The organism is Bradyrhizobium sp. 26S5, from assembly GCF_036923295.1.
Lineage (GTDB): Bacteria > Pseudomonadota > Alphaproteobacteria > Rhizobiales > Xanthobacteraceae > Bradyrhizobium > Bradyrhizobium septentrionale.
This window is the reverse complement of sequence record NZ_CP145948.1, coordinates 3,272,661-3,290,965: the sequence shown is the minus strand read 5'-3', so window position 1 is coordinate 3,290,965 and position 18,305 is coordinate 3,272,661. Positions and strand designations below refer to the sequence as shown.

The 18,305-nt window shown below is 63.7% G+C and carries 22 protein-coding genes; 8 read left to right on the top strand and 14 right to left on the bottom strand.

Annotated features, from left to right (window positions below):
* Nucleotides 1–2: 2 nt before the first annotated feature.
* From V5279_RS15220 to V5279_RS15195, 6 genes are all read right to left on the bottom strand, one after another.
* On the bottom strand, nucleotides 3–761 hold the full coding sequence (locus tag V5279_RS15220) for a class I SAM-dependent methyltransferase (RefSeq protein WP_338698625.1): 759 nt from the start codon (nucleotides 759–761) through the stop codon (nucleotides 3–5).
* Nucleotides 758–1,600, bottom strand: a complete 843-nt coding sequence (locus V5279_RS15215) for a hypothetical protein (protein ID WP_338698623.1) — start codon at nucleotides 1,598–1,600, stop codon at nucleotides 758–760. Before V5279_RS15215 ends, V5279_RS15220 begins: the two co-directional genes overlap by 4 nt.
* Nucleotides 1,584–3,857 carry a polysaccharide biosynthesis tyrosine autokinase gene (locus V5279_RS15210; RefSeq protein ID WP_338698621.1) on the bottom strand — a complete coding sequence of 758 codons (2,274 nt, stop codon included), beginning with the start codon at nucleotides 3,855–3,857 and terminating at the stop codon, nucleotides 1,584–1,586. Before V5279_RS15210 ends, V5279_RS15215 begins: the two co-directional genes overlap by 17 nt.
* 129 nt (nucleotides 3,858–3,986) lie before the next feature.
* Nucleotides 3,987–4,646 carry a hypothetical protein gene (locus tag V5279_RS15205; protein WP_338698619.1) on the bottom strand — a complete coding sequence of 220 codons (660 nt, stop codon included), beginning with the start codon at nucleotides 4,644–4,646 and terminating at the stop codon, nucleotides 3,987–3,989.
* Between the two features lie 58 nt (nucleotides 4,647–4,704).
* A complete protein-coding gene (locus tag V5279_RS15200; protein ID WP_338698617.1) occupies nucleotides 4,705–6,207 on the bottom strand; it encodes an O-antigen ligase family protein in 1,503 nt (500 codons plus the stop codon).
* A gap of 31 nt (nucleotides 6,208–6,238) precedes the next feature.
* Nucleotides 6,239–7,423 (bottom strand): polysaccharide biosynthesis/export family protein, encoded by a 1,185-nt coding sequence (locus V5279_RS15195; protein ID WP_338698615.1) that lies wholly within the window; start codon nucleotides 7,421–7,423, stop codon nucleotides 6,239–6,241.
* A gap of 226 nt (nucleotides 7,424–7,649) precedes the next feature.
* Here V5279_RS15195 and V5279_RS15190 point away from each other — a divergent pair, with 226 nt between their 5' ends.
* The 5 genes from V5279_RS15190 (at nucleotide 7,650) to V5279_RS15170 (ending at nucleotide 11,203) form a co-directional block, all read left to right on the top strand.
* Nucleotides 7,650–7,946, top strand: coding sequence for a hypothetical protein (locus tag V5279_RS15190; protein ID WP_338698613.1), 297 nt, complete (start codon nucleotides 7,650–7,652; stop codon nucleotides 7,944–7,946).
* Nucleotides 7,947–8,046: 100 nt separating this feature from the next.
* Nucleotides 8,047–8,325 (top strand): hypothetical protein, encoded by a 279-nt coding sequence (locus V5279_RS15185; RefSeq protein ID WP_338698611.1) that lies wholly within the window; start codon nucleotides 8,047–8,049, stop codon nucleotides 8,323–8,325.
* A 212-nt stretch (nucleotides 8,326–8,537) separates the two neighbouring features.
* On the top strand, nucleotides 8,538–9,818 hold the full coding sequence (locus tag V5279_RS15180) for a hypothetical protein (RefSeq protein WP_338698609.1): 1,281 nt from the start codon (nucleotides 8,538–8,540) through the stop codon (nucleotides 9,816–9,818).
* 7 nt (nucleotides 9,819–9,825) lie between these two features.
* A complete protein-coding gene (locus V5279_RS15175; protein ID WP_338698607.1) occupies nucleotides 9,826–10,614 on the top strand; it encodes a metallophosphoesterase family protein in 789 nt (262 codons plus the stop codon).
* Between the two features lie 4 nt (nucleotides 10,615–10,618).
* Entirely contained in the window at nucleotides 10,619–11,203 is a 585-nt protein-coding gene (locus tag V5279_RS15170) for a hypothetical protein (protein WP_338698605.1), read from the top strand.
* Nucleotides 11,204–11,253: 50 nt separating this feature from the next.
* On the opposite strand, the gene V5279_RS15165 is transcribed toward V5279_RS15170, so the two are convergent.
* Nucleotides 11,254–12,696, bottom strand: coding sequence for an undecaprenyl-phosphate glucose phosphotransferase (locus V5279_RS15165; RefSeq protein WP_338698603.1), 1,443 nt, complete (start codon nucleotides 12,694–12,696; stop codon nucleotides 11,254–11,256).
* A 95-nt stretch (nucleotides 12,697–12,791) separates the two neighbouring features.
* Between V5279_RS15165 and V5279_RS15160 the strand changes: the two genes are divergently transcribed.
* Nucleotides 12,792–13,097, top strand: coding sequence for a hypothetical protein (locus tag V5279_RS15160; RefSeq protein ID WP_029084080.1), 306 nt, complete (start codon nucleotides 12,792–12,794; stop codon nucleotides 13,095–13,097).
* A gap of 14 nt (nucleotides 13,098–13,111) precedes the next feature.
* Here the strand turns inward: V5279_RS15160 and V5279_RS15155 are convergent, their stop codons facing one another.
* Nucleotides 13,112–13,486: a helix-turn-helix domain-containing protein gene (locus V5279_RS15155; RefSeq protein WP_166293743.1), complete on the bottom strand. Its 375-nt coding sequence runs from the start codon at nucleotides 13,484–13,486 to the stop codon at nucleotides 13,112–13,114.
* 668 nt (nucleotides 13,487–14,154) lie between these two features.
* Between V5279_RS15155 and V5279_RS15150 the strand changes: the two genes are divergently transcribed.
* Nucleotides 14,155–14,343 carry a hypothetical protein gene (locus tag V5279_RS15150; protein ID WP_029084082.1) on the top strand — a complete coding sequence of 63 codons (189 nt, stop codon included), beginning with the start codon at nucleotides 14,155–14,157 and terminating at the stop codon, nucleotides 14,341–14,343.
* 193 nt (nucleotides 14,344–14,536) lie between these two features.
* Here the strand turns inward: V5279_RS15150 and V5279_RS15145 are convergent, their stop codons facing one another.
* Nucleotides 14,537–14,746, bottom strand: coding sequence for a hypothetical protein (locus V5279_RS15145; protein WP_338698598.1), 210 nt, complete (start codon nucleotides 14,744–14,746; stop codon nucleotides 14,537–14,539).
* Between the two features lie 109 nt (nucleotides 14,747–14,855).
* Here V5279_RS15145 and V5279_RS15140 point away from each other — a divergent pair, with 109 nt between their 5' ends.
* Nucleotides 14,856–15,173 carry a hypothetical protein gene (locus tag V5279_RS15140; protein WP_338698595.1) on the top strand — a complete coding sequence of 106 codons (318 nt, stop codon included), beginning with the start codon at nucleotides 14,856–14,858 and terminating at the stop codon, nucleotides 15,171–15,173.
* Nucleotides 15,174–15,586: 413 nt separating this feature from the next.
* On the opposite strand, the gene V5279_RS15135 is transcribed toward V5279_RS15140, so the two are convergent.
* The 5 genes from V5279_RS15135 to V5279_RS15115 form a co-directional block, all read right to left on the bottom strand.
* Nucleotides 15,587–15,844, bottom strand: a complete 258-nt coding sequence (locus V5279_RS15135) for a hypothetical protein (protein WP_338698593.1) — start codon at nucleotides 15,842–15,844, stop codon at nucleotides 15,587–15,589.
* Between the two features lie 60 nt (nucleotides 15,845–15,904).
* Entirely contained in the window at nucleotides 15,905–16,933 is a 1,029-nt protein-coding gene (locus V5279_RS15130; RefSeq protein WP_414645717.1) for an NAD-dependent epimerase, read from the bottom strand.
* 108 nt (nucleotides 16,934–17,041) lie between these two features.
* Nucleotides 17,042–17,458, bottom strand: coding sequence for a hypothetical protein (locus V5279_RS15125; RefSeq protein WP_166293739.1), 417 nt, complete (start codon nucleotides 17,456–17,458; stop codon nucleotides 17,042–17,044).
* Nucleotides 17,459–17,513: 55 nt separating this feature from the next.
* Entirely contained in the window at nucleotides 17,514–17,792 is a 279-nt protein-coding gene (locus tag V5279_RS15120; RefSeq protein ID WP_166293738.1) for a hypothetical protein, read from the bottom strand.
* Between the two features lie 211 nt (nucleotides 17,793–18,003).
* Nucleotides 18,004–18,216 (bottom strand): hypothetical protein, encoded by a 213-nt coding sequence (locus tag V5279_RS15115; RefSeq protein ID WP_338698589.1) that lies wholly within the window; start codon nucleotides 18,214–18,216, stop codon nucleotides 18,004–18,006.
* Nucleotides 18,217–18,305: the final 89 nt, after the last annotated feature.

Genomic DNA, 18,305 nt, shown 5'->3' with positions numbered 1-18,305 from the left:
GCTCAGCGGTCCTGCGGCAGCGGCGGCGCCTCGTCGCGCCGGCAGAGCGCCCCGCAATGATAGGTCGCAAGCCTCGTCGCGAATGCCGGGCTGGCCCACAACAACGACTTTCGCACGATGCTCTTCGCAAGCCCCTTCACCCGCGACGCATGAAACGCGTGCACCGGCAGGCTATGGTCATAGGTGCCGAAGCCCATGACCTTGAGTCCCGCGGTCTCCAGCACCAGGCGAAACGTGGCGGGTGTGTAGAAATTGATATGGCCGATATCGAGCGTCGATTGCAGCGCCCGGCGGCTGGTGCGCGCGTGCAGCTCGCAGGGGACCTCGACATAGATGAACCCCTGCGCGACGCGGGCAAGCTCGTGCAGGAATGCGCGCGGCTCAGGCACATGCTCCAGGACATGGCTGGCGTAGACCAGATCGAACGATCCGTCCGCAAACGGGATCGTCACACCGTCATAGCTCAACCAGTGGAACGGGACCGCCGCCGCGCCGTCGGTTTCCAGATTGGTCGCGGGATCGATGACGTCGATCCCGGTGAAATCGCGGCCGATGCCGATCGCCGACAGCCGCGCCAGCACGGCGCCGGTGCCACAGCCGACGTCGAGCACGTTGCCGATCGCGGCGGCGGAGCTGCCCAGCGAGCCCGCGATATGATCGGCCTTGTCGACCGCACAGACCCGCCGCCAGTCGCGCTCGCGTGCCGAATAGACACCCTCATAATGCGCGTTGTGCTGTCCGACGCTGAATTCCATCGTCATGGTCTGGCCACAGCTCCTGATGGCATTCGGGCAAGCTCGTCACGGCGGGAATCCGGTTCACGCTCCAGGCTGCGCCGTTCCGCCGGCGAGCGGCGATCGAGATCGTATCCGATGTCAGCCATTGTGCGGGTCAGGATGTCGACGTTCCGTTTGGGGACAGTTGCGAGGCCGGCCAGCAACTTCTCCCGGTGCGCCCATCCTGGTCCCTTCAGGAGATCGATCGCCTCGGTGTACAGCTCCGTCTTCACCAGACGCGCGAACTCGGCAACGACCGTATCAGACAGGTCGGCCGGCAGGGCATCGAACATGGCGAGCGCCATGGCGCTGCGCTTGACCACGATCCAGCCCTCATTGGGGCCGAGCCGGTATGACATGCGCAGCAGGTCGAAATTGGCGTCGGTCAGGCCCTGCCTGATATTGCGCAGCCAGAACAGCACGAGCCAGAGGTAAGGGTCAGCTGGCGCGCAGCCGAGCGACTTGTGAATGGCCGCGTCGAGCTCGCCCATCCGGGCGTCCACCCGATCGCCGGATGCGAGCGCATTCTCGGCAAGCCGCAACCGGATCACCGCCGTGCTGCGATCGATCGCCGGCATGCAGTCCGCTCGCGCTACGGCACGCGCGAGGGCCGGACCCAGCGCATCGAGCTCGGCATCGCTAATCGGCACGTTGCGCAGGATCACGTCCCTGGCGCCATCAAGCCGGGTCTGGTCGACAAAGTCAGGCAAGGTGGTCGCGCCCCAGGCGACCGACGAGCATGCGGCCGCGGCCAGCAAGCCGCGCGCCAGCCAGACGGCGGCACGCTTGATCGCCTCACCACGCGGCTCACTCGGTGTAGCCATAGCGTCCATAGTGAGAGTTGTAATAGTAGTTCTTGCCGCCATAGCCGCTGTAGCGGCTCATCGCGGCGATATCGGCCTTGTTCAGCACGACGCCGAGCAGGTTCTCGTTGACGGCACGGGCGCTGCGCAGCGCCCGTTCGACCACCTGCACCTGGGTCTTGCCCCACTCCACGATGAACACGAAGGAGTCAACGAAGTGCGCGGTGATGCGGACGTCGACCACCGGCGTCAGCGGCGGGAAATCGACGATCACGTAGTCATACTGGCTGCGGGCTGCGTCGATAAAGTCCTTCATCTGGTCGGAGGCCAGCACCTCGTGCGAATGCGCGATGCGCGATCGTGTGGCGCCCGGCAGGAAGGCAAGCCCGGTCTCGGGATCGCGCCATATCGTGTCCTGCAATGTCGCATTGTTCGACAGCACGTCGAGGATGCCGCGCTCGGCATTGGCCGCGACCTTGCGGCTGAGCGAGGGATTGCGCAGGTCGCAATCGATCAGCAGCACGCGCGCACCGCTCTGCGCCACCAGCTGCGCGAACACGAAGGCCAGCGTCGACTTGCCCTCGTTGGGCAGCGCCGAGGTCAGGCCAAGGATCTTTGACGGCTTGGTGACGTTGAGGTCGGCATTGACCTTGATCGAGCGGATCGCTTCCGAGAACCGCGAGAATGGCGAGTCGATCGCCGCCCACAGCACCGGTTCGTCGCCGCGCCGGATGGTCCGCGGACCGGCCGGCAGATTGGGACGAACGGCCACCGCGGCCTTGATCTGGCCCGCCGGCACGCGGGGAACGATGGCGACGCAATCCGTGTCGAGGATCGTCTCGACCATCTCGGCGGTGCGGAACACCCGGTCATAGAGGTCGCGCAACACGCCGAGCCCGAGCCCGGCAATCAGGCCGCCGAGCATCGAGAGCGCCAGCACGACGAAGGTCTGAGGGTGGCTCTTGCTGAGCGGACGCGAGGCACGGGTAATCACCCGCGCCTCGCTGACCGGGAACGACTGCTGCTGCACATTCTCCATGTAGCGCTGCAGGAAATTGTCGTACAGCGAGCGATAGGTCTGCGCGGAGCTCTCGAGCTCGCGCAGCGTCACCTGCGCCTGGTTGGTGGACTGCGACTGCGACACCGAATCGTTCACGGCGCGCTCGATCTCGCTCTGGCGCTGCAGGGCGATCGCATAGTCGCTCTTGTAGCTTTCGGCGAGCCGCTTCAGCTCATCCATGATCGACGACTGGATCTCGCGCATCTGGTTGCGCAGATTGACGGCGGCCAGATGATTGTAGCCATAGCGCGACGACCAGTCGGCCTCGCGGTTGGCAAGCTCGAGATATTGCGAGCGCAGCTTGGTGATGACCTGGTTGTTCAGGGTATCGGCGACCGTCGCATCGGGGACGCCGCTCTTCACCACCGCCTCGATGCGGTCGAGCTTGGCCTTGGCGTCGGTGACCTGCGACTTCACGTGAAGCAGCTGCGTGTTGAGCTCGCCGAGCTGCTGCTCGTTCATCAACTTGCCGCTGGAAGTGACGATGTTGTTGGTCTTCTTGTAGTCGAGCACCGCACGCTCGGCACTGGATGCCTGCGAGCGCAGCTCCTGGATGCGGTCCTGCAGCCAGACGCTGGCGCGGCGCGTCGCCTGGAACTTGGAATCGAGCTGATCGACGATGTAGGCGTCGGCGACGGCGTTGGCGATCTGCGCGGCGCGCTCGGGATCGAGCGAGCGGAAGGAGACCTCGATCACATAGGTCAGGCCGCGGCGGCGGACCTCGAGCTGCTTCTGCAAGGTACGGACCGCGCGCCGGGTCCGGTCGAACTCGTTGGGCGGCCCGCTGCCGGCGAACAGGCCGGTCACGAAATCCAGCACCGCTCCCGCCGCGCCGGCCTTGGAGCCGACGAATTCCGGATCGTCGGTGAGCTTGAGGTCCCGGATCACCGCGAGCGCCACGTTCTCCGACTTCAGGATCTCGACCTGGCTCTCGACCGCGGAGGAATCCACCGGGACGTCACTGACCGGCGATTCCTGCTGGAAGACTTGGAATTTGCGCGTGTCGATGATCATCGTGGCAAGCGCGGTATAGCTCGGCGCCGCCGTCGCCAAGTAGCAGATGCCGCCGAACAGGCAGAGCGCGGCGGTGCCGAGGATGACCCAATACTGCCGCAGCAGATAGGTGACGAACGCGTCGAACGTTTCCGCCAGCGACGGCAGTTCGGCCGGACGATTTCTCAGATCGACGGACGGCGAAATCTGGTTGCGCTGAAGCATCTCGTCCTATCGCCGCGCCGGCAGGCCGGAGCCTGCCCTCGCGCCCTCCAATGAAACTGGGAAGCGTCCCGCCGCCGACACCGAAGCGCATTGCTGCAGAGAGTTCGCCATTGACGATCGGAAGCCGGCTCAGGGAGTAACTGTTGTCAGAAGCGTGGTGCCGGTGGTCGTACCTGTCGTTCCGTTGCCCGATCCGGTAACCGATGACGTGAAGCTGAAAATGCCGGTGTTGACGCTGTTGCCGTTGATGGCCTCGAGCGTGCCGCCGCCTCCCGCACCGCCGGCACCGAGCGCGCCGGTCTGGCCGCCGGATGCGCCGGCGCTGCCCGCGCCGCCGCCACCCGTCGCAGCGGTGCCGCTGTCACCCGACGCCGCGGCGAACGCCATCACGGTGTCGAGGTCTTTGGTGTCGGCAATCGCCTGCTGGATGCGCGTCGCGTAGGGCTGGTTGCTGCGCACCACGATGCGCGCGGCCTGGGCGAGACCGGCGGCGATCGCCGTCTTCTGGTCCTTGCTCGCCTTGGCGAGCAGCCCGATGATCGTATCCAGCGTGGTCGGATCGTCGATGGCGAAATCGCGCGCCCGTGAGGTCAATTCCACCCCCGCGTTCGGATACTGGGTCAGCAGCAGCTCCGGAGAGCCCTTGAAATTCGTGATCGCCTGGGAGAGCTGGCTCTGCCCGCCGGCGGCTTGCGCCAGTGCGTCACCGCCGGACGCCGTGAACGCCAAGATCATCAACACCGCCACGCGCGAGGCGGAAAAGCCGCCCGATCGCTCAAATGTGAACACCGCTATCTCCCTAACGAATACTAACAGTTCGTTAGCATAATCGGAGTTATCGCGCCAATTAAATAGCCTCGCCGGCCGCGGCCCCGGCACGCCCGGCGAAATCAACGTTAACCGGCGGCCCCGCCATAACATTGGCACCGCCGCGGCCATTGCCCGCTCTGGAGCGGAAGGATTGTGACAGTCCCGCCCCGAGTAAGGCCGCGATGACGACCGCGTAGCCGGTGATCTGGAGCGAGAAATCGATCATCGAATGGATGGCGCCGGCGGCCGACGCGCACAGCGCCGCAAGCGGCACGATGACGTCGCGGCGGCGGCTCCGCACGCCATGCGTGAGCACAGCGAACGCTGCGAGCAGCGCGACAATCACGGCGCCGACCATTAACATTCCGCCGTCGGACGCAAGTTCGAGCCAGCTGTTGTGCGCCCGGTTCCAGGTCCCGCGCAGCGAGATGTCATCGGTCCGATAGGCCGGATAGACCCATTCGAAGCTCCCGAAACCATCGCCGAGCCAGGGATGGTCAAAGATCATCCGCAGCGTCGCGCGATAGGTCGAGAACCGACCCTCATCCGACAGCCCCATGGTGCTGAAGCGCGCGCCGACGCCGCCGCCGAGAAGCTGCAGCAGGGCGAGCGCGACCAGGCTGCCGACGCAAAGTGCCATGATCAGGCCGTAGCGCGGCGGCATCCGCTTGCGGAAGAAGATCGCGACCGCGACGACCGCGGCGAGCAGCGAAATCCCGACGCCGCCGCGCGATCCGGTCAGAAACATGGCCAGCAGGCAGACCAGCCAGCCCAGCGCATGGCCGGCGAGCCGGCGCCGTGCCGGCCGATCGAGGCGCGCCAACAGGCGCGACGGGCTGAAACGCCGCGGCGGCCAGTTGCGCTCGATCAGTTCGCAGCCAAACAGAAGCCAGATCAGGGCGCAGCAGCCGTAGTAGATGCCCGCGGTGTTGCGGTTGACGAAGGGCGACGTCAGCCACGTCAGATGCGCCTCCTTCTCATGGAGCAGGAAAATCCGGGTCGGATCGATCGCGAACGTGACGATACCGGCGATCGCATAGACGAGGCCGGCCGCGGCCACGGTCCGCAACAGCCCGCGAGCTATGGCGCGATCGGCGCCGAGCACGACACCGACGGAAAAGGAGAGCAGGCAGACGATCCCAAGGCCGGCGGAATAAAACGGCTGATGGCGTGCGATCGACGCGATCGGCGGCAGCTCGGCGGGCAACAATTTTCCGGCCTCCGCCCACAGCGCGTTCGGCGCCACACCGAGCCAGGGGTGGACCGCCGACTGCTCGTGCAGCACCAGCAGGGCGAGCGCCGTCAGCAGCGCCGTCGCCGCGAGGATGGCGAGCTGGCCGTCGCGCAGGCGCATCGGCAACGCCCCGAGCAGCGCGACGGCGAGCAGGATCGACCAGATCGCGGGCGCGACAGCACCGACCGAGCCGAGCGGCAATGGCGCCAAGGCGACAACGGCGCAGAACAGCCACGACGACCATCGGACCGGCCAAGGCAATGCCGTCGCCTCGCGCGAGCCGGAAGGTAATCGTGAATTTGTCATGAAGCCGGCCGGGCCGGCTCACGCCCCGAAATCAGGGCGCAAGCTTGATCGAATTGCGAAGTAAGGTTGCGTTGTAGGCGGCCACGATCGGATCGTTCACCGTTGCGGTCACGAGGCGGATCTGCTGCATGACCTTGGCATCTTCGACCGACGCCGCATTCGACGCATACAGTACGTCCTTGTTGCGCAACTGGAAACGCGTGGCCAGGAAATAGCCGGCCGGATCGCGGAAATTGATGTTGTAGACGACCGGGATGATCGGCCCTGAATATTTGCTGACGTCGACGCCGAGCTTGGCGGCGACTTCCGGCAGCTCGCCGCGATAGACGAACACCGAGGCCGGATCGGCCGATGAATCGTTCAGGCCGCCGGCCTTGGCGACCGCTTCGGCGAGCGAGATGCGCCAGGCCTCGAAGTTGAACTGGCCCTGTGCGCCCGAGGCGCCGAAGGCAACGAAGGTCTGCGGTTCGCGGTAGACATAGATGGTGTCGCCCGGATGCGCGTAGATATTGCTCTTGGGCTCGTAGACCAGCTGACCGAACGGCACCGTGGTGCGCTTGCCGTCGCGCTCGAGCATCACCCAGGTATCGAAGCCCTGCCCTTTCGGGCCGCCGGCGCGCGTGATCGAGTCGAGCACGCGCTCGCCTGCGGCATTGGCGGGGAAGCGGTTCGGCGTATTGACCTCGCCGAGCACAGAGATCAGCGAGGTGCGCTGCTCGATCAGGGCGACCACGGCCTGCGGCTCGATCGCGCGGTTCTTCAGCGCATCGACGATCGAGCGCTGCACTTCGGTCGGGGTGCGGTTCTTGGCGCGGATCGCGCCGGCATAGGGCACCGAGATATTGCCGTCGGTATCGACGTTCTGGTTCGGCAGTGTGATATAATTGCCGGGGCGCACGCCGGCCTCGACCGGAATGAACAGTCCGCCGGCGGCGGCCTCGAAGATCGTGACGCTGACGACGTCGCCGATGCCGAAGTGGATGTCCTTGGGCGGCGGGCCCTGAATGCCTCCGGCGAGCTGCGGCGCGAACGACGCCAGCACGTTCTCGACCTGCGGCGTGATCTTGACCATCGCATAGGGCAGGCTTTCCGGATCCTTCTGCCCGGCCACGACATCAGAACTCGTCGGACCGTTGGTCGGCATGTAATGGCAACCGCTGACCGATCCGGCGGCCGCAAGCAATAACAATGCTCGAATGAAATTCGCACGCGACATCTAAATACTCCGACCGTGCCGTAACATGTCGACTATCAAAATCACAAGGTTCCGTGATATATTGCGATGCAATTGATAGAGAATGTTAGCAAGGTGAGGCAATTCGGCGACACCGGCAACATCATCGCGGGACAAAGCTCCGCATGACGCCACTCCGGCTTTGCTTTCGTGTGATGTCCCCGTTATCTCTGAATGAGATGGTTTGAGTTAACTGATTGAGGGTGTGATGACCCGCCTGAAGCCCCTGGCGATCGCGCTGGCAACCTCTGTGGTTTTGCTTGGCGGATCGGGCGCAAATGCCGCTGAATTGAGCATTATCAAAGCCCCGCGCGTCGCCGAGCGCGTCGGCGGCCACTGCCAGCGGCTGCAATATTGCCACGGCGACGTCTGCCAGTGGAAACGGGTTTGCTGGCACGGCTGTCCCGACCGCTACTCCTGCGCCCCGCTCTACGGCGCCTACGGACCCTATGGCGGCCGCGACTATTGGGCCGCCTACAGTTACGGCGACTTGCGCCCGTTCTGAATGTTAATCGACTAACATAACAGCCCGTCATGCGAGCGTCGGCCGTCATGCCGGCGGTTTGCGGCGATCGGGTTAACCCCGACTTAGGACCCGGCCCGATATGATGCGGGCACAGGGTTTGGTTATGTTATTTGTCTTCCTTGGCAATTTGATCGGCGGCGGCGTTCTCGGGCTGCGCCAGCACTGTCTGGTGCTGGTGCCGGTGGCGCTTGCGGAACTGGCGCTGCTGGCCGCCATCGGAGGCCCGTGGTCGGAGATCATGCTGCTCATGGTCATCGCCATCGTATCGCTGCAGGGCGGATATCTCGCGAGCACGCTCGCCCCGCTGCTCTGGTCCCGCCCGCGTATCCCTGTCCTCGCCCTGCGCCGACCGCATTAGAGCGTTTTCGAGCGACGTGGACCCCGGTTCGCGCGAAGAAAATGCGTCAAAACAATAAGCTCGAGCTTCGGTTCTGATTCAATCAGAACCGAAAATCTCTAACGCGGCATAACGCTGCCTCAGTTGGCGCGCCTGATTTCCGTTGACCTCGCGACGAGCCCGGGGCATCCCGCTGCCTTGCGTTGTCATCTTCCGCAGGATCTGCCCCTCTCGTGTGGAACGTCACGGCTTTCATCTGCATCTTGATCGGGGCATCGATTCCCCTGGGTCTGCTCGACGCTTCGCTCGCCACTGGCCTCGTCGGCGCCGCAACGTCGCTTGGCCTGCTGGCAAGCCTGACCGCGATCCGTCCGGGTGAACTGTCCTTCCTGAAACAAATTGCCGGCCCTGCGGTTGCGGCGGCGCTGGTGCCGGCGGCCTGGATCATCCTGCAGATGCTTCCGCTATCGTTCTGGGCGCACCCGGTGTGGAAGTTCGCCGGCGAAACACTGGGCGCGCCGTTCAGCGGCAGCATCACGATCGATACCGGCGCAAGCATTGGCGTGCTGCTGCTCTGGCTGTCGCTGCTGTCGGTGATGATCGCCGCCGCCGCGATCGCGATCGATGCCCGCCGCGCCGATATGATGAGCCGCAGCATTGCGGCAACGGCCGTGGTCGCCGCACTGATCCTCGTGCTGCACAGCGATCCGCTCAAGGCCTGGCTTGGCGCAGCCGGAGCTGCGCGTGATGAGACAGCAAACGGATTTCTGATGCTCGTTCTCGTGGGCGCTCCGCTCGGCCTCGCACGCGCGCTCGACGTCGGCGGTCACGCCGATGGCCGCAGCGCGGCCCAGCGCGCGCTGTTCGCCGCAAGCGCGCTGTTCTGCGCCGCCAGCGCCTGCTGGTACGGGCATCGCGGCGCCGCGATCGCACTCGCTGCGGGCATCGCGCTCGTCCTGATGACCTTCGCCGCGCGAAAGCTTCATCTGCATCGCTGGAGCAGCGCCGGCGCGGCCACGGCGGTCGCGCTGATCGCGCTGGCGACGGCGGTCGCCAACCGCCATCCCGACGTGGCCTTTGCCGTCGCCTTCGCGGGTGCCCCGGCCGACCTCGTGCAGTCGACCCACACTCTGCTCGCCGACCTGCCCGCGCTCGGCAGCGGCGCCGGTACCACCGCAACGCTGGCGTCGACCTATATGGACTGGCAAGGCGCAGCCACGCGCCCCGTGGTGGCGACCAGCGCCGCCGCCTTGATCGCCCAGTTCGGTTCCGCCATGTTCTGGACCTTACTCGCGGTTACGGTCGCTTGCATCGCTGCCTTCACGGCCGGTGCGCGCAATCGCGGCCGCGACTGGTCCTATCCCGCATCCGCTGCAGCCGTCCTGCTGACGCTGCTGCTCGCCGCCTTCACCTTGCCGGAATTACCGGCGCTGCCCGGAGTGATCGTGTTGGGAGCCGTGATCGGAACAGGATTGGCACAGCGGATCAGCCGTTCACGGTTGCAGGCGGGCTAGACCAAAGATGCGCAGCCTCCTCCGGCGCCTTGTCGGCCAGCCCGGCGACCTCGAACATGAGGGCGACGAGACCTGCATCTACGCCGTCGGCGACATCCACGGACACGCCGAGCTGCTGCACGAGATCTGCGCACGTATCGATGCCGATATCCGCAAGTTCCGGCCGGCACGGCCGATCCAGGTGTTCCTCGGCGACTACATCGATCGCGGACCGGATTCGCGCGATGTGATCGCGATGCTCGATCAACGCCGCCGAACCCACAGCGTGGTCTGCCTGCTCGGCAATCACGAGGCCTGCCTGCTGGAGTTTCTGGTCAATCCCGACATGCTCGCGCAATGGCGGCAGTTCGGCGGTCTGCAAACGCTGATGTCCTACGGCTTGTCGCCCTCGCCCAATCCCGACGCCGCCGAACGCAGGGCGCTGGCGCAGCAATTGATCCGTCAGATGCCGCCGGCGCATCTCGCTTTCCTACGCGCGCTGCCGATCACCTTTTCCTACGGCCGTTACTTCTTCGTGCATGCCGGCGTCCGGCCCGGCATCGCGCTCAAGCAACAGCGCAAGGAGGACCTGCTGTGGATCCGCGACGATTTCCTGGTGTCGGAAGATGATTTCGGCAAGGTCGTCGTCCACGGCCATACGCCGGTGCGCGAGGCCGAGTTGCTGCGCAACCGCATCAATGTCGACACCGGCGCCTACGCCACCGGCCGCCTGACCTGCGTCAAGCTGGAGGGACCGCGCCGAACCCTGCTGATGACCGGCAACCGGGCAGCGCGCCATGGCCAATACGATGGCTAACACAATGGCTGACGCGGTCGGCCGGCACGCGCGGCGCCTGTCGCCGGCTTTCCTGCCGGCCGCAGTGGCAATCGGTGCCGCGGCGCTGGCGCTGTCGGCTTGGTGGCTCGCCGCCGATGCGTTGCGCGGCAAGCCTGGGCTCGCTGCCGAGATCGGTGTGGTCAGGAGCGAGCTGTGGCTCGCCGACGGCTGGAGCGAATTGCCGGCATCGCCGGAGGCGGCCGAAGCCGCCTTCACCCGCGCGCTTCGGCTCTCGCCGATGGACGCCGGCGCCTGGTTCGGCCTCGCCTCGGCGACCGGCCGGTTCGACTGGCTGAATCCGACCGCGTCGCGGGCGCTGAAGATGTCCTACTATACCGGCTTCAACCGCAGCGATCTGATCGGCCCGCGCCTGATCCTGCTGGCGCAGGTCGACACGACGCGCGATGTCGAGCTGGTCGATCTGTTGCGGCGGCAGATCCGCCTGATCCTCACCCGCGCGCCGGAGCTCAAGGGCGCGATCGACCAGGCCTATCGCGTGGCTGATGACGCCAACCGGCGCATCATCGAGCAGGAATTCAGGGACGCCAATCAAAGCATTCCGCAGTAGCGCGCAAGCGCAAGCACCCGGCAGACGCCCGACCTTCAAACACCCAACCTTCAAACGCCCTTGTGCCGCAGCACTGCGCCGATCGTGCGCAACAAGATGCGCAGGTCCAGCATGAAGCTCCAGCTCTTGATGTAGACGAGGTCGTGGGCGACGCGCAGCTGCATGTCCTCGATCGCGGGCGTCGCGCCGCGCAGGCCCTGCACCTGCGCGAGACCAGTGATGCCCGGCTTGACGTGCTGGCGTTGCGCATAGCTCGCGATCAGCTTGGAATATTTGTCGTCATGCGCCAGCGCGTGCGGCCGCGGCCCGACCAGCGACATGTCGCCGCGCAGCACGTTCACCAGCTGCGGCAGCTCGTCGATGCTGCGGCGGCGCAGCGTCGCGCCGATCCCGGTCAGCCGCGGATCGTTCGGACGGGCCTGCGTGATGACATCGCCATCCTCGAGCACATGCATGGAGCGGAATTTGAGGATGTGGAATTGCTTGCCGTCAAACCCGTTGCGGCGCTGCCGAAACAGCACCGGCCCTCGGGAGTCGAGCTTGATCGCAATCGCCGTCCCGATCAGCAGCGGCGCGAACAGCAGCAGCAGGCCGCTGGACGCCACGATGTCGAACAGCCGCTTGCCGGCGCGCTCGAACGAGGTGAGCGGCGAGCGCTGCATTTCCAGCGTCGGGATCGGGCCAGACGCCACCATCCGCAGCGCCAGGAACCGTTCAGCCGTCCGGTCGGGCAAGAGCCGCACCGGCAGCGGCGACGCCCGCAGCAGGTCGCACACAAGCTGGATGCGCGGCTCCTGCTGCCATGGCATCGCCAGGACGATCTCGTCGGCGCCGCACTCCCGCGCGGCGCGAATGGCTGACGCGACCGCCGCCCGGTCGCCGTCGTCGTCCGACGTGCCGGAAAGCTGCGCCCGTCGCACCTCGCTGAGACCGAAATCGCGTAGCAGGCTCGATTGCCGCACCCGGGACAATTCGTCCGCCATCCCGACCACGACGGCGCGGCGCGTCGCCAGCATGCCGCGGTCGATCGCCCGTTGCAGCGGCGCCTGCAGCAGCACCCGTCCGGTCACCAGCCCGAGGCCGCCGATCAGCCCGAACGACATCACCGAACCGCGCGAGACGCCGGAACCCACCTTCAAGAGGAAGATGATCAGGGTCATCAGCAGGACGACCAGCAGCCACCCGCCAAGCAGGCTGCTCCAGCGCCGGTCGAGGCCGGCCAGCACCTGCGCATTGTAGAGGCCCTGCGACTTGGCGACGAACATGTGAAGGATCGCGGCGAGGACGCCGATCCCTAGAAAACCCTCGAAGCTGTTGCTATAAACCGTGTGGTAGTAAAACAGATGATAGGCCGCGCCGCCGATGATGCTGGACAGCACGACGATGATCATCTCGAAGGTGACGGCGAACGCCTCGAGAGAGGCAAAAGCGAATGAAAAGGCGCCGAAGCTAACCGGTGCCTTCGCTAATCGAGCGTCCGAAAGGTCGGTCATCGGGAATTAACATTTGTGTTAACAATTCATATCTCTATTATCAGGCAGGTGATAAGCTCGCAAGACCTGCCGCACATATCGGGCAGAGAACGACCATGAGTTCGTCAGCTGGCGAAACCGAGGCCGCGCTGGTGGCCCTCCTCCATTTGATCCGCCTGATGGGCGCCGAGCTGGTCGCAGGTCAGCATCGCGACGATGTCGAGGTGCTGGTCAAGGCGATCGAAACAAAGCTGAGAGCGGCCCGATTCCCGGCAGAAATGCCGAATCAGGACATTGTCGGAGGTCTGGACCTGGCGCAGGCCAGACTACGTCCGATCTTCGAGGAGCTGCGCGCACGATCTGAGAAAGCACATCTGAGCGACCAGCTGCTGCTGGCGCCCAGGCCCTCACGTATCCATTAACGGATCAGCTTACGTTAGCTTTGGACTTCACCACGGCGGGGCAAACCGCTGCCGCCGCTGGACCTGAGCGCAAGCTTCTCCTCAATCTTCATTTTCTCGAGGAGCAGGTCGGTTACGATCCGACGCAGCCGTTCATTTTCCAGCCGCAATTCGTCAATACGGTTGCGGACAGGGGGGATTCCATCTCGATCATCGGTACGAGCGACGAGCTCGGTAACAGTACCATTCCCATGGTGACCGCGCGCGGCCTCCTGCTTGCGCCAGCGGTGAAACGTCATCACGCTCACGCCCAGCACCTTGCACGCTTGGGCCTGTGATTGCCCCCGCGCCATGAGTTCCTCGGCCTGTTTGACCTTGGAAGTGATCTCCTCAGTAGAATGACGCCTCATTGGTCATCTCGTTGCCCCCTAGATTAGCAATAATCGCATGGCCTATAAGCTATGTAAATGCAACAGGAAATTCAAATTGAGGATATCCCGGGGGGCCTTCGGGAGCCTCGAACTTGCCGTCGGCAGCGACGCATTGTGCGAAGAAACGCCGAAGCTGCAAGGTATTTACCCGGAATATGTACGCAATATTCCCCCGCAGAAGGCATCAGGGAGAAAAAGTTATACGACTTTCTACGTATGAGAATTTGAGCTGGATAACTGGCGCACCGTTTGCATTCCCGAGTGAGAAGCAAATGAGAAATACTCAATCAGTCCGTTGACAGATTGTGAGTGCCCCATGTCTCACTGTGTTACCCGGCCAGCCAATCAAGCAAGACTTTCACAAAATCCTAACAAATTAATCTCTCGACCTTCGCGTCCGGCGGCTTGCGGGCACGCACGCGCAGCGGTACGTACGAAGACACTGGGTGTCATGAGGGTTTCAACATATTTGAGGATTATTTTCACGAAACCTAACGTTGATCGCTCGACCCACAAATTAACGATTAAGCGATTTCCCACCCTTGGCGATCAGGCGGAACCACGGCCGCCTGAGAGTCTGCGAACTATTCTGTGCTGACGCTTGTCAGAGCCCGTCTCTGATCAACATTTTTGCGAGGATCGACACTATGGCGCGTCTCAAGGTCTTCGAGGGGAACCAGTCCGCTTCCAGCGATGCGACCGACGCCCTGGAACGGCTCGTCGCGGAGAATTTCGAACTCCGACATACCGCCGTCGAGCTGGTCTTGCAGACCTGGATCCTGCGCGAGCGTCTGTCCGATGTCGGGGCGCACAAGTCCGTGCCGCAAGAGCACTGACCGCTCCAGCTGCCCTCCCTCATACGCGGACTTGCCGGGAAAAGCCGTCAGGGGCCCCGGCCGCATTGCGGAGAGGGCCGAATACTCTTCAACTCTAGATTGAAAAACCAGCAACCACATGCGAGCCGGCGGCCTTCGCTAGCGCCGGCGCAGACTAGACACAACTGCTCAGGGAGGAATTCGCGGACGAATGTCAGCGATGAACCCGGCGCAGCGCGACGCGCGGGCGGGGCTGCTCACAGGATGCACCGAACGAACGAGACGCAACCGGCCCTTCGTGCAGCTCACGCAACTCAGCGATATCCAGCATCAGCGCAACGACCTCGTCGCGCAGCGATCGATTGGTCGCGAGCAACGCCTCTTCGATCGGCCGATGCAAATGTTGAATCTTGTGCTGCTTCATGGCGCGCCCTCGCTCTGCGGTTACGGGTATGAGCGATGTGATTGAAGTTTGAATGACAGAGCTGATCACGCACATCGAAGGAAATTAATGGGGCAGGTTTGCGACCAACATGGCTCTGACAGAAATTTTCCCACTCGGGTTCCACAACCAGATCGCGAAACATTTAATCGATGGCCGTATTGTGTCGTCACGATGGGAAATAGCGGCAAGGGATGAGACGCGCGGCGAAACGGCGCAAGTGGCGCCGAGCGTTGAACGCAACCAAGCGCATGAAATCATTCGGCGATCGTTGATTGCAGCGATCGCTATTGAAACCGGAGGCGCGCGTTCGAGCGATCAAAATGTCGCCGCGTCAAAGGCTCGCGCGTTGAAGAGGAGTTCCGACGCCGAACCAGACATTCCACCAAAGGCAGCGCGCACACACTAAATCTGCTGCTGCCGATTGATGGGACTCGCTCTGCGCATAACAGGTTGAACCGAGCAGCATGGATGTGGGCACCGAACGCCGCCATCTGCACGGATCGCAGAATGTTTCGATCCATTACGGATAGTGAGACATCGTCTGATTTGATCCGTTCTGATCGGCTCTGACGATGCACCGGAAGCTTTCAACGCGCGACGTCCGGCCACGCACAATATTCGCCTCGAACCGGAGCCGAATGCGACAATGCTATTCCAATTCGAGAGATGGCATCGATGCGTTTTCGGCCTGGACGGATGGGCCGAACGCCTTCGCGCTTCGTCCCCGCATTGGCGCATGGCGCGATCATCGCTATGAGCGGCAATTCGAGCGCCAACTGCCATAAGCATCGCTAATTCGCAACGCGTCGCGATCGCACGCTATTTCGATTTGGCAGCGGTGTCGTCGTCCATCTTGCCGCCATTGGCGACGCACTTGTTGAAGTAGTCGCGCTGGACCTTCGCATTGCCGTTCGCGCTGCTGGATGCCGGATTGCCCGGCTGCCGGGGCGGAAATGCCTTCGCCACCAGCGCATCGCAGGCGCGTGCCACCTTGACGTCGATCGCGCGCGCCGGAACGATTACGCTGGAGACGATGGTCGCGGCCGAAACGACGGCAAAACCGATGATAACTCTCATTGTGAAACTCCGTTCCACGCCGAACCAGCTTTTCTCGCGCCCGGATTCGCAAGCAGCGCACTACGTCCGATCGACGTTGTGATAAGCCCGATACCAATCGACAAATCTGGCGATGCCGTCCTCGATCCGCGTCTGCGGCCGAAAGCCGATTTCGCGCTCGAGATCGGAGACATCGGCTGCCGTCTCCAGAACATCCCCAGGTTGCATCGGCAGCAACTGCTTTTCCGCCTGCCGGCCGAAGCCCTGCTCCAGCAGCCCCACCACATGCATCAGTTCTTCCGGCCTGGAGTTGCCGATATTATAGACCCGCCAGGGCGCCCTGCTCGACCCTGGATCGGGATGCCCGCCCGACCAGTTGGCATCGCCCTCAGGCGCGCGGCCGATCAGCCGCACCATCGCCTCGACCACGTCATCGACATAGGTGAAGTCGCGCCGCATCTGGCCGTTGTTGAACAATTGGATCGGCTTCCCCTTGGTGATCGCGTCCGCGAAGGCATAGAGCGCCATGTCCGGCCGATACCACGTCCCATACACGGTGAAGAAGCGCAGCCCGGTCGTCGGGATGCGATAGAGGTGGCTATAGGAATGGGCGAGCAGCTCGTTGGCCTTCTTGGTCGCGGCGTACAGGCTCACCGGATGATCGACATTGTCGTGGATAGAAAACGGCAGCTTGGTATTGGCGCCGTAGACCGACGATGAGGAGGCAAACAGCAGGTGCCGGCACGCGGTATGCCGGCAGCCCTCCAGCACATTGATGAACCCTTCCAGATTGGAATCCGCGTAGGCATGGGGGTTCTGCAGCGAGTAGCGCACGCCGGCCTGGGCGGCGAGATGCACCACGACCTCGAAGCGATAACGCTCGAACAGTGCCTTCATCCCGGCGCGGTCGGCGAGGTCGAGTTGCTGGAAGGTGAAGCCACGGTGCTGCTTGAGCAGGTCGAGCCGCGCACGCTTCAGCGCCGGGTCATAATAATCGTTCAGATTGTCGATGCCGATGACCGGCTGCCCTGCCCTCAGCAGGTGCTCTGCCAGATGGAAGCCGATAAAGCCGGCGCAGCCCGTGACGAGTAGATTGCCTGCGATCACCACGTCCTGCCTGTGCCTTTCGCCTTGCGCCGGAGCCGGCCGGATGCGCCGTCAAACGCGGCCGCAACGGCTGGCTGTGCATTCCGGCCGCAAGGCGCCTCGGATGGCGCGTCAGTTGCTGGCGGCCGGAGCCTTGTAGTCCGGAAAGCGGCTCAGGACTGCGGCCTTCACGAACTTGAAGTGCGCAATCTCGGTCGCCAATTCCTTCAGCCGGCGCTGGCCGTTCAAGATCTCGGCGTCAAACAGGTCTTGATGATGGTTGTCAAGCGCCTCGCGTTCCAGATATTCGTCGGTGCCGTTACCAAGCGTCACTGCGGCACGGGCCAGCACATCATCGACACGGCGGCCAAGGCCGGATTGCTCGCTTTCGGCGGCCTGCAGCGCGGCCTCGATTGCGGCCATGATCGATCCGATCCGGGCGCGATCGGTCTCGGCATCCCGCTCGGCCGAGCGTGCCTTGAAGCCTTCCTCGCCACGCCGCGACCGGGTCAGGTCGTGCGCGCGAGCCCGCAAAAACAGCTGAAACATCTGTCAGTATCCGGTTCGGGCCCATTCAGGCGGCATAGATCAAAATCGCCCGGTCTTAGTTAAAAAAGGGTGAATTGACCTGCTGCCCGGCCCTCAGGTCGGCCTTCCACTTGATCCAGGCCTTGTCGTGCTTGTCGTAGAGCTCGAGCCACCGTCCCTCGACGTCCGATGCACCCGGCTCCGCATCTCGCTCTCCGAGGTCCGGCAGCTGCGGCAGGGAGGTGTCCAACCCCTCGAATTCCGACGTCTCTTCGAGCGTAAGACCAACCAGCACGCGCCGGCCACTGACATCGACGACATACCGCCTCGGCGAATGACCCCTGAGATCACTCATGCTGTGCAAGTTCCCTCACGATGCGCAGGGCCAACGGCGACAAGAGGCCGGCACGCGAACCCAGCCCGGCTGCCGCAACGAAGACAGGATGACCGATTGCATGTCGCCCGCCAACCCCAACTCACCACAACGTCGCGCTACCTCGATCGAACTAGCCCGTTCTTAGGCATATCTCTTCGGAAAACCGCTCCGCACTTTTCCGGATCATGCCTTAGAACGCGCGACGCATGTGCCCGAACGCCGTGACCGGCTGTTTCGGTCTCGACGATCTGGCGGCTGACGGCGCCACATACGGCGCATAGATCCGGTACCGCGCGCGGCGCTTGTGCGATCGCCACGAACGCGCGGCGAAACCGGCGAAAAAGCCTGCGACGAACACCGCCGCGAGAATAACAACAGAAGAAAGCATCACAGTCGTCCACATCAGCCTCGATGTTATTAACATTCCGAGTTGTGACGACATCATGATTGAGCGCGCCGAAAGATTGTTCAGCGGCCGAAATTTTTGTGCAA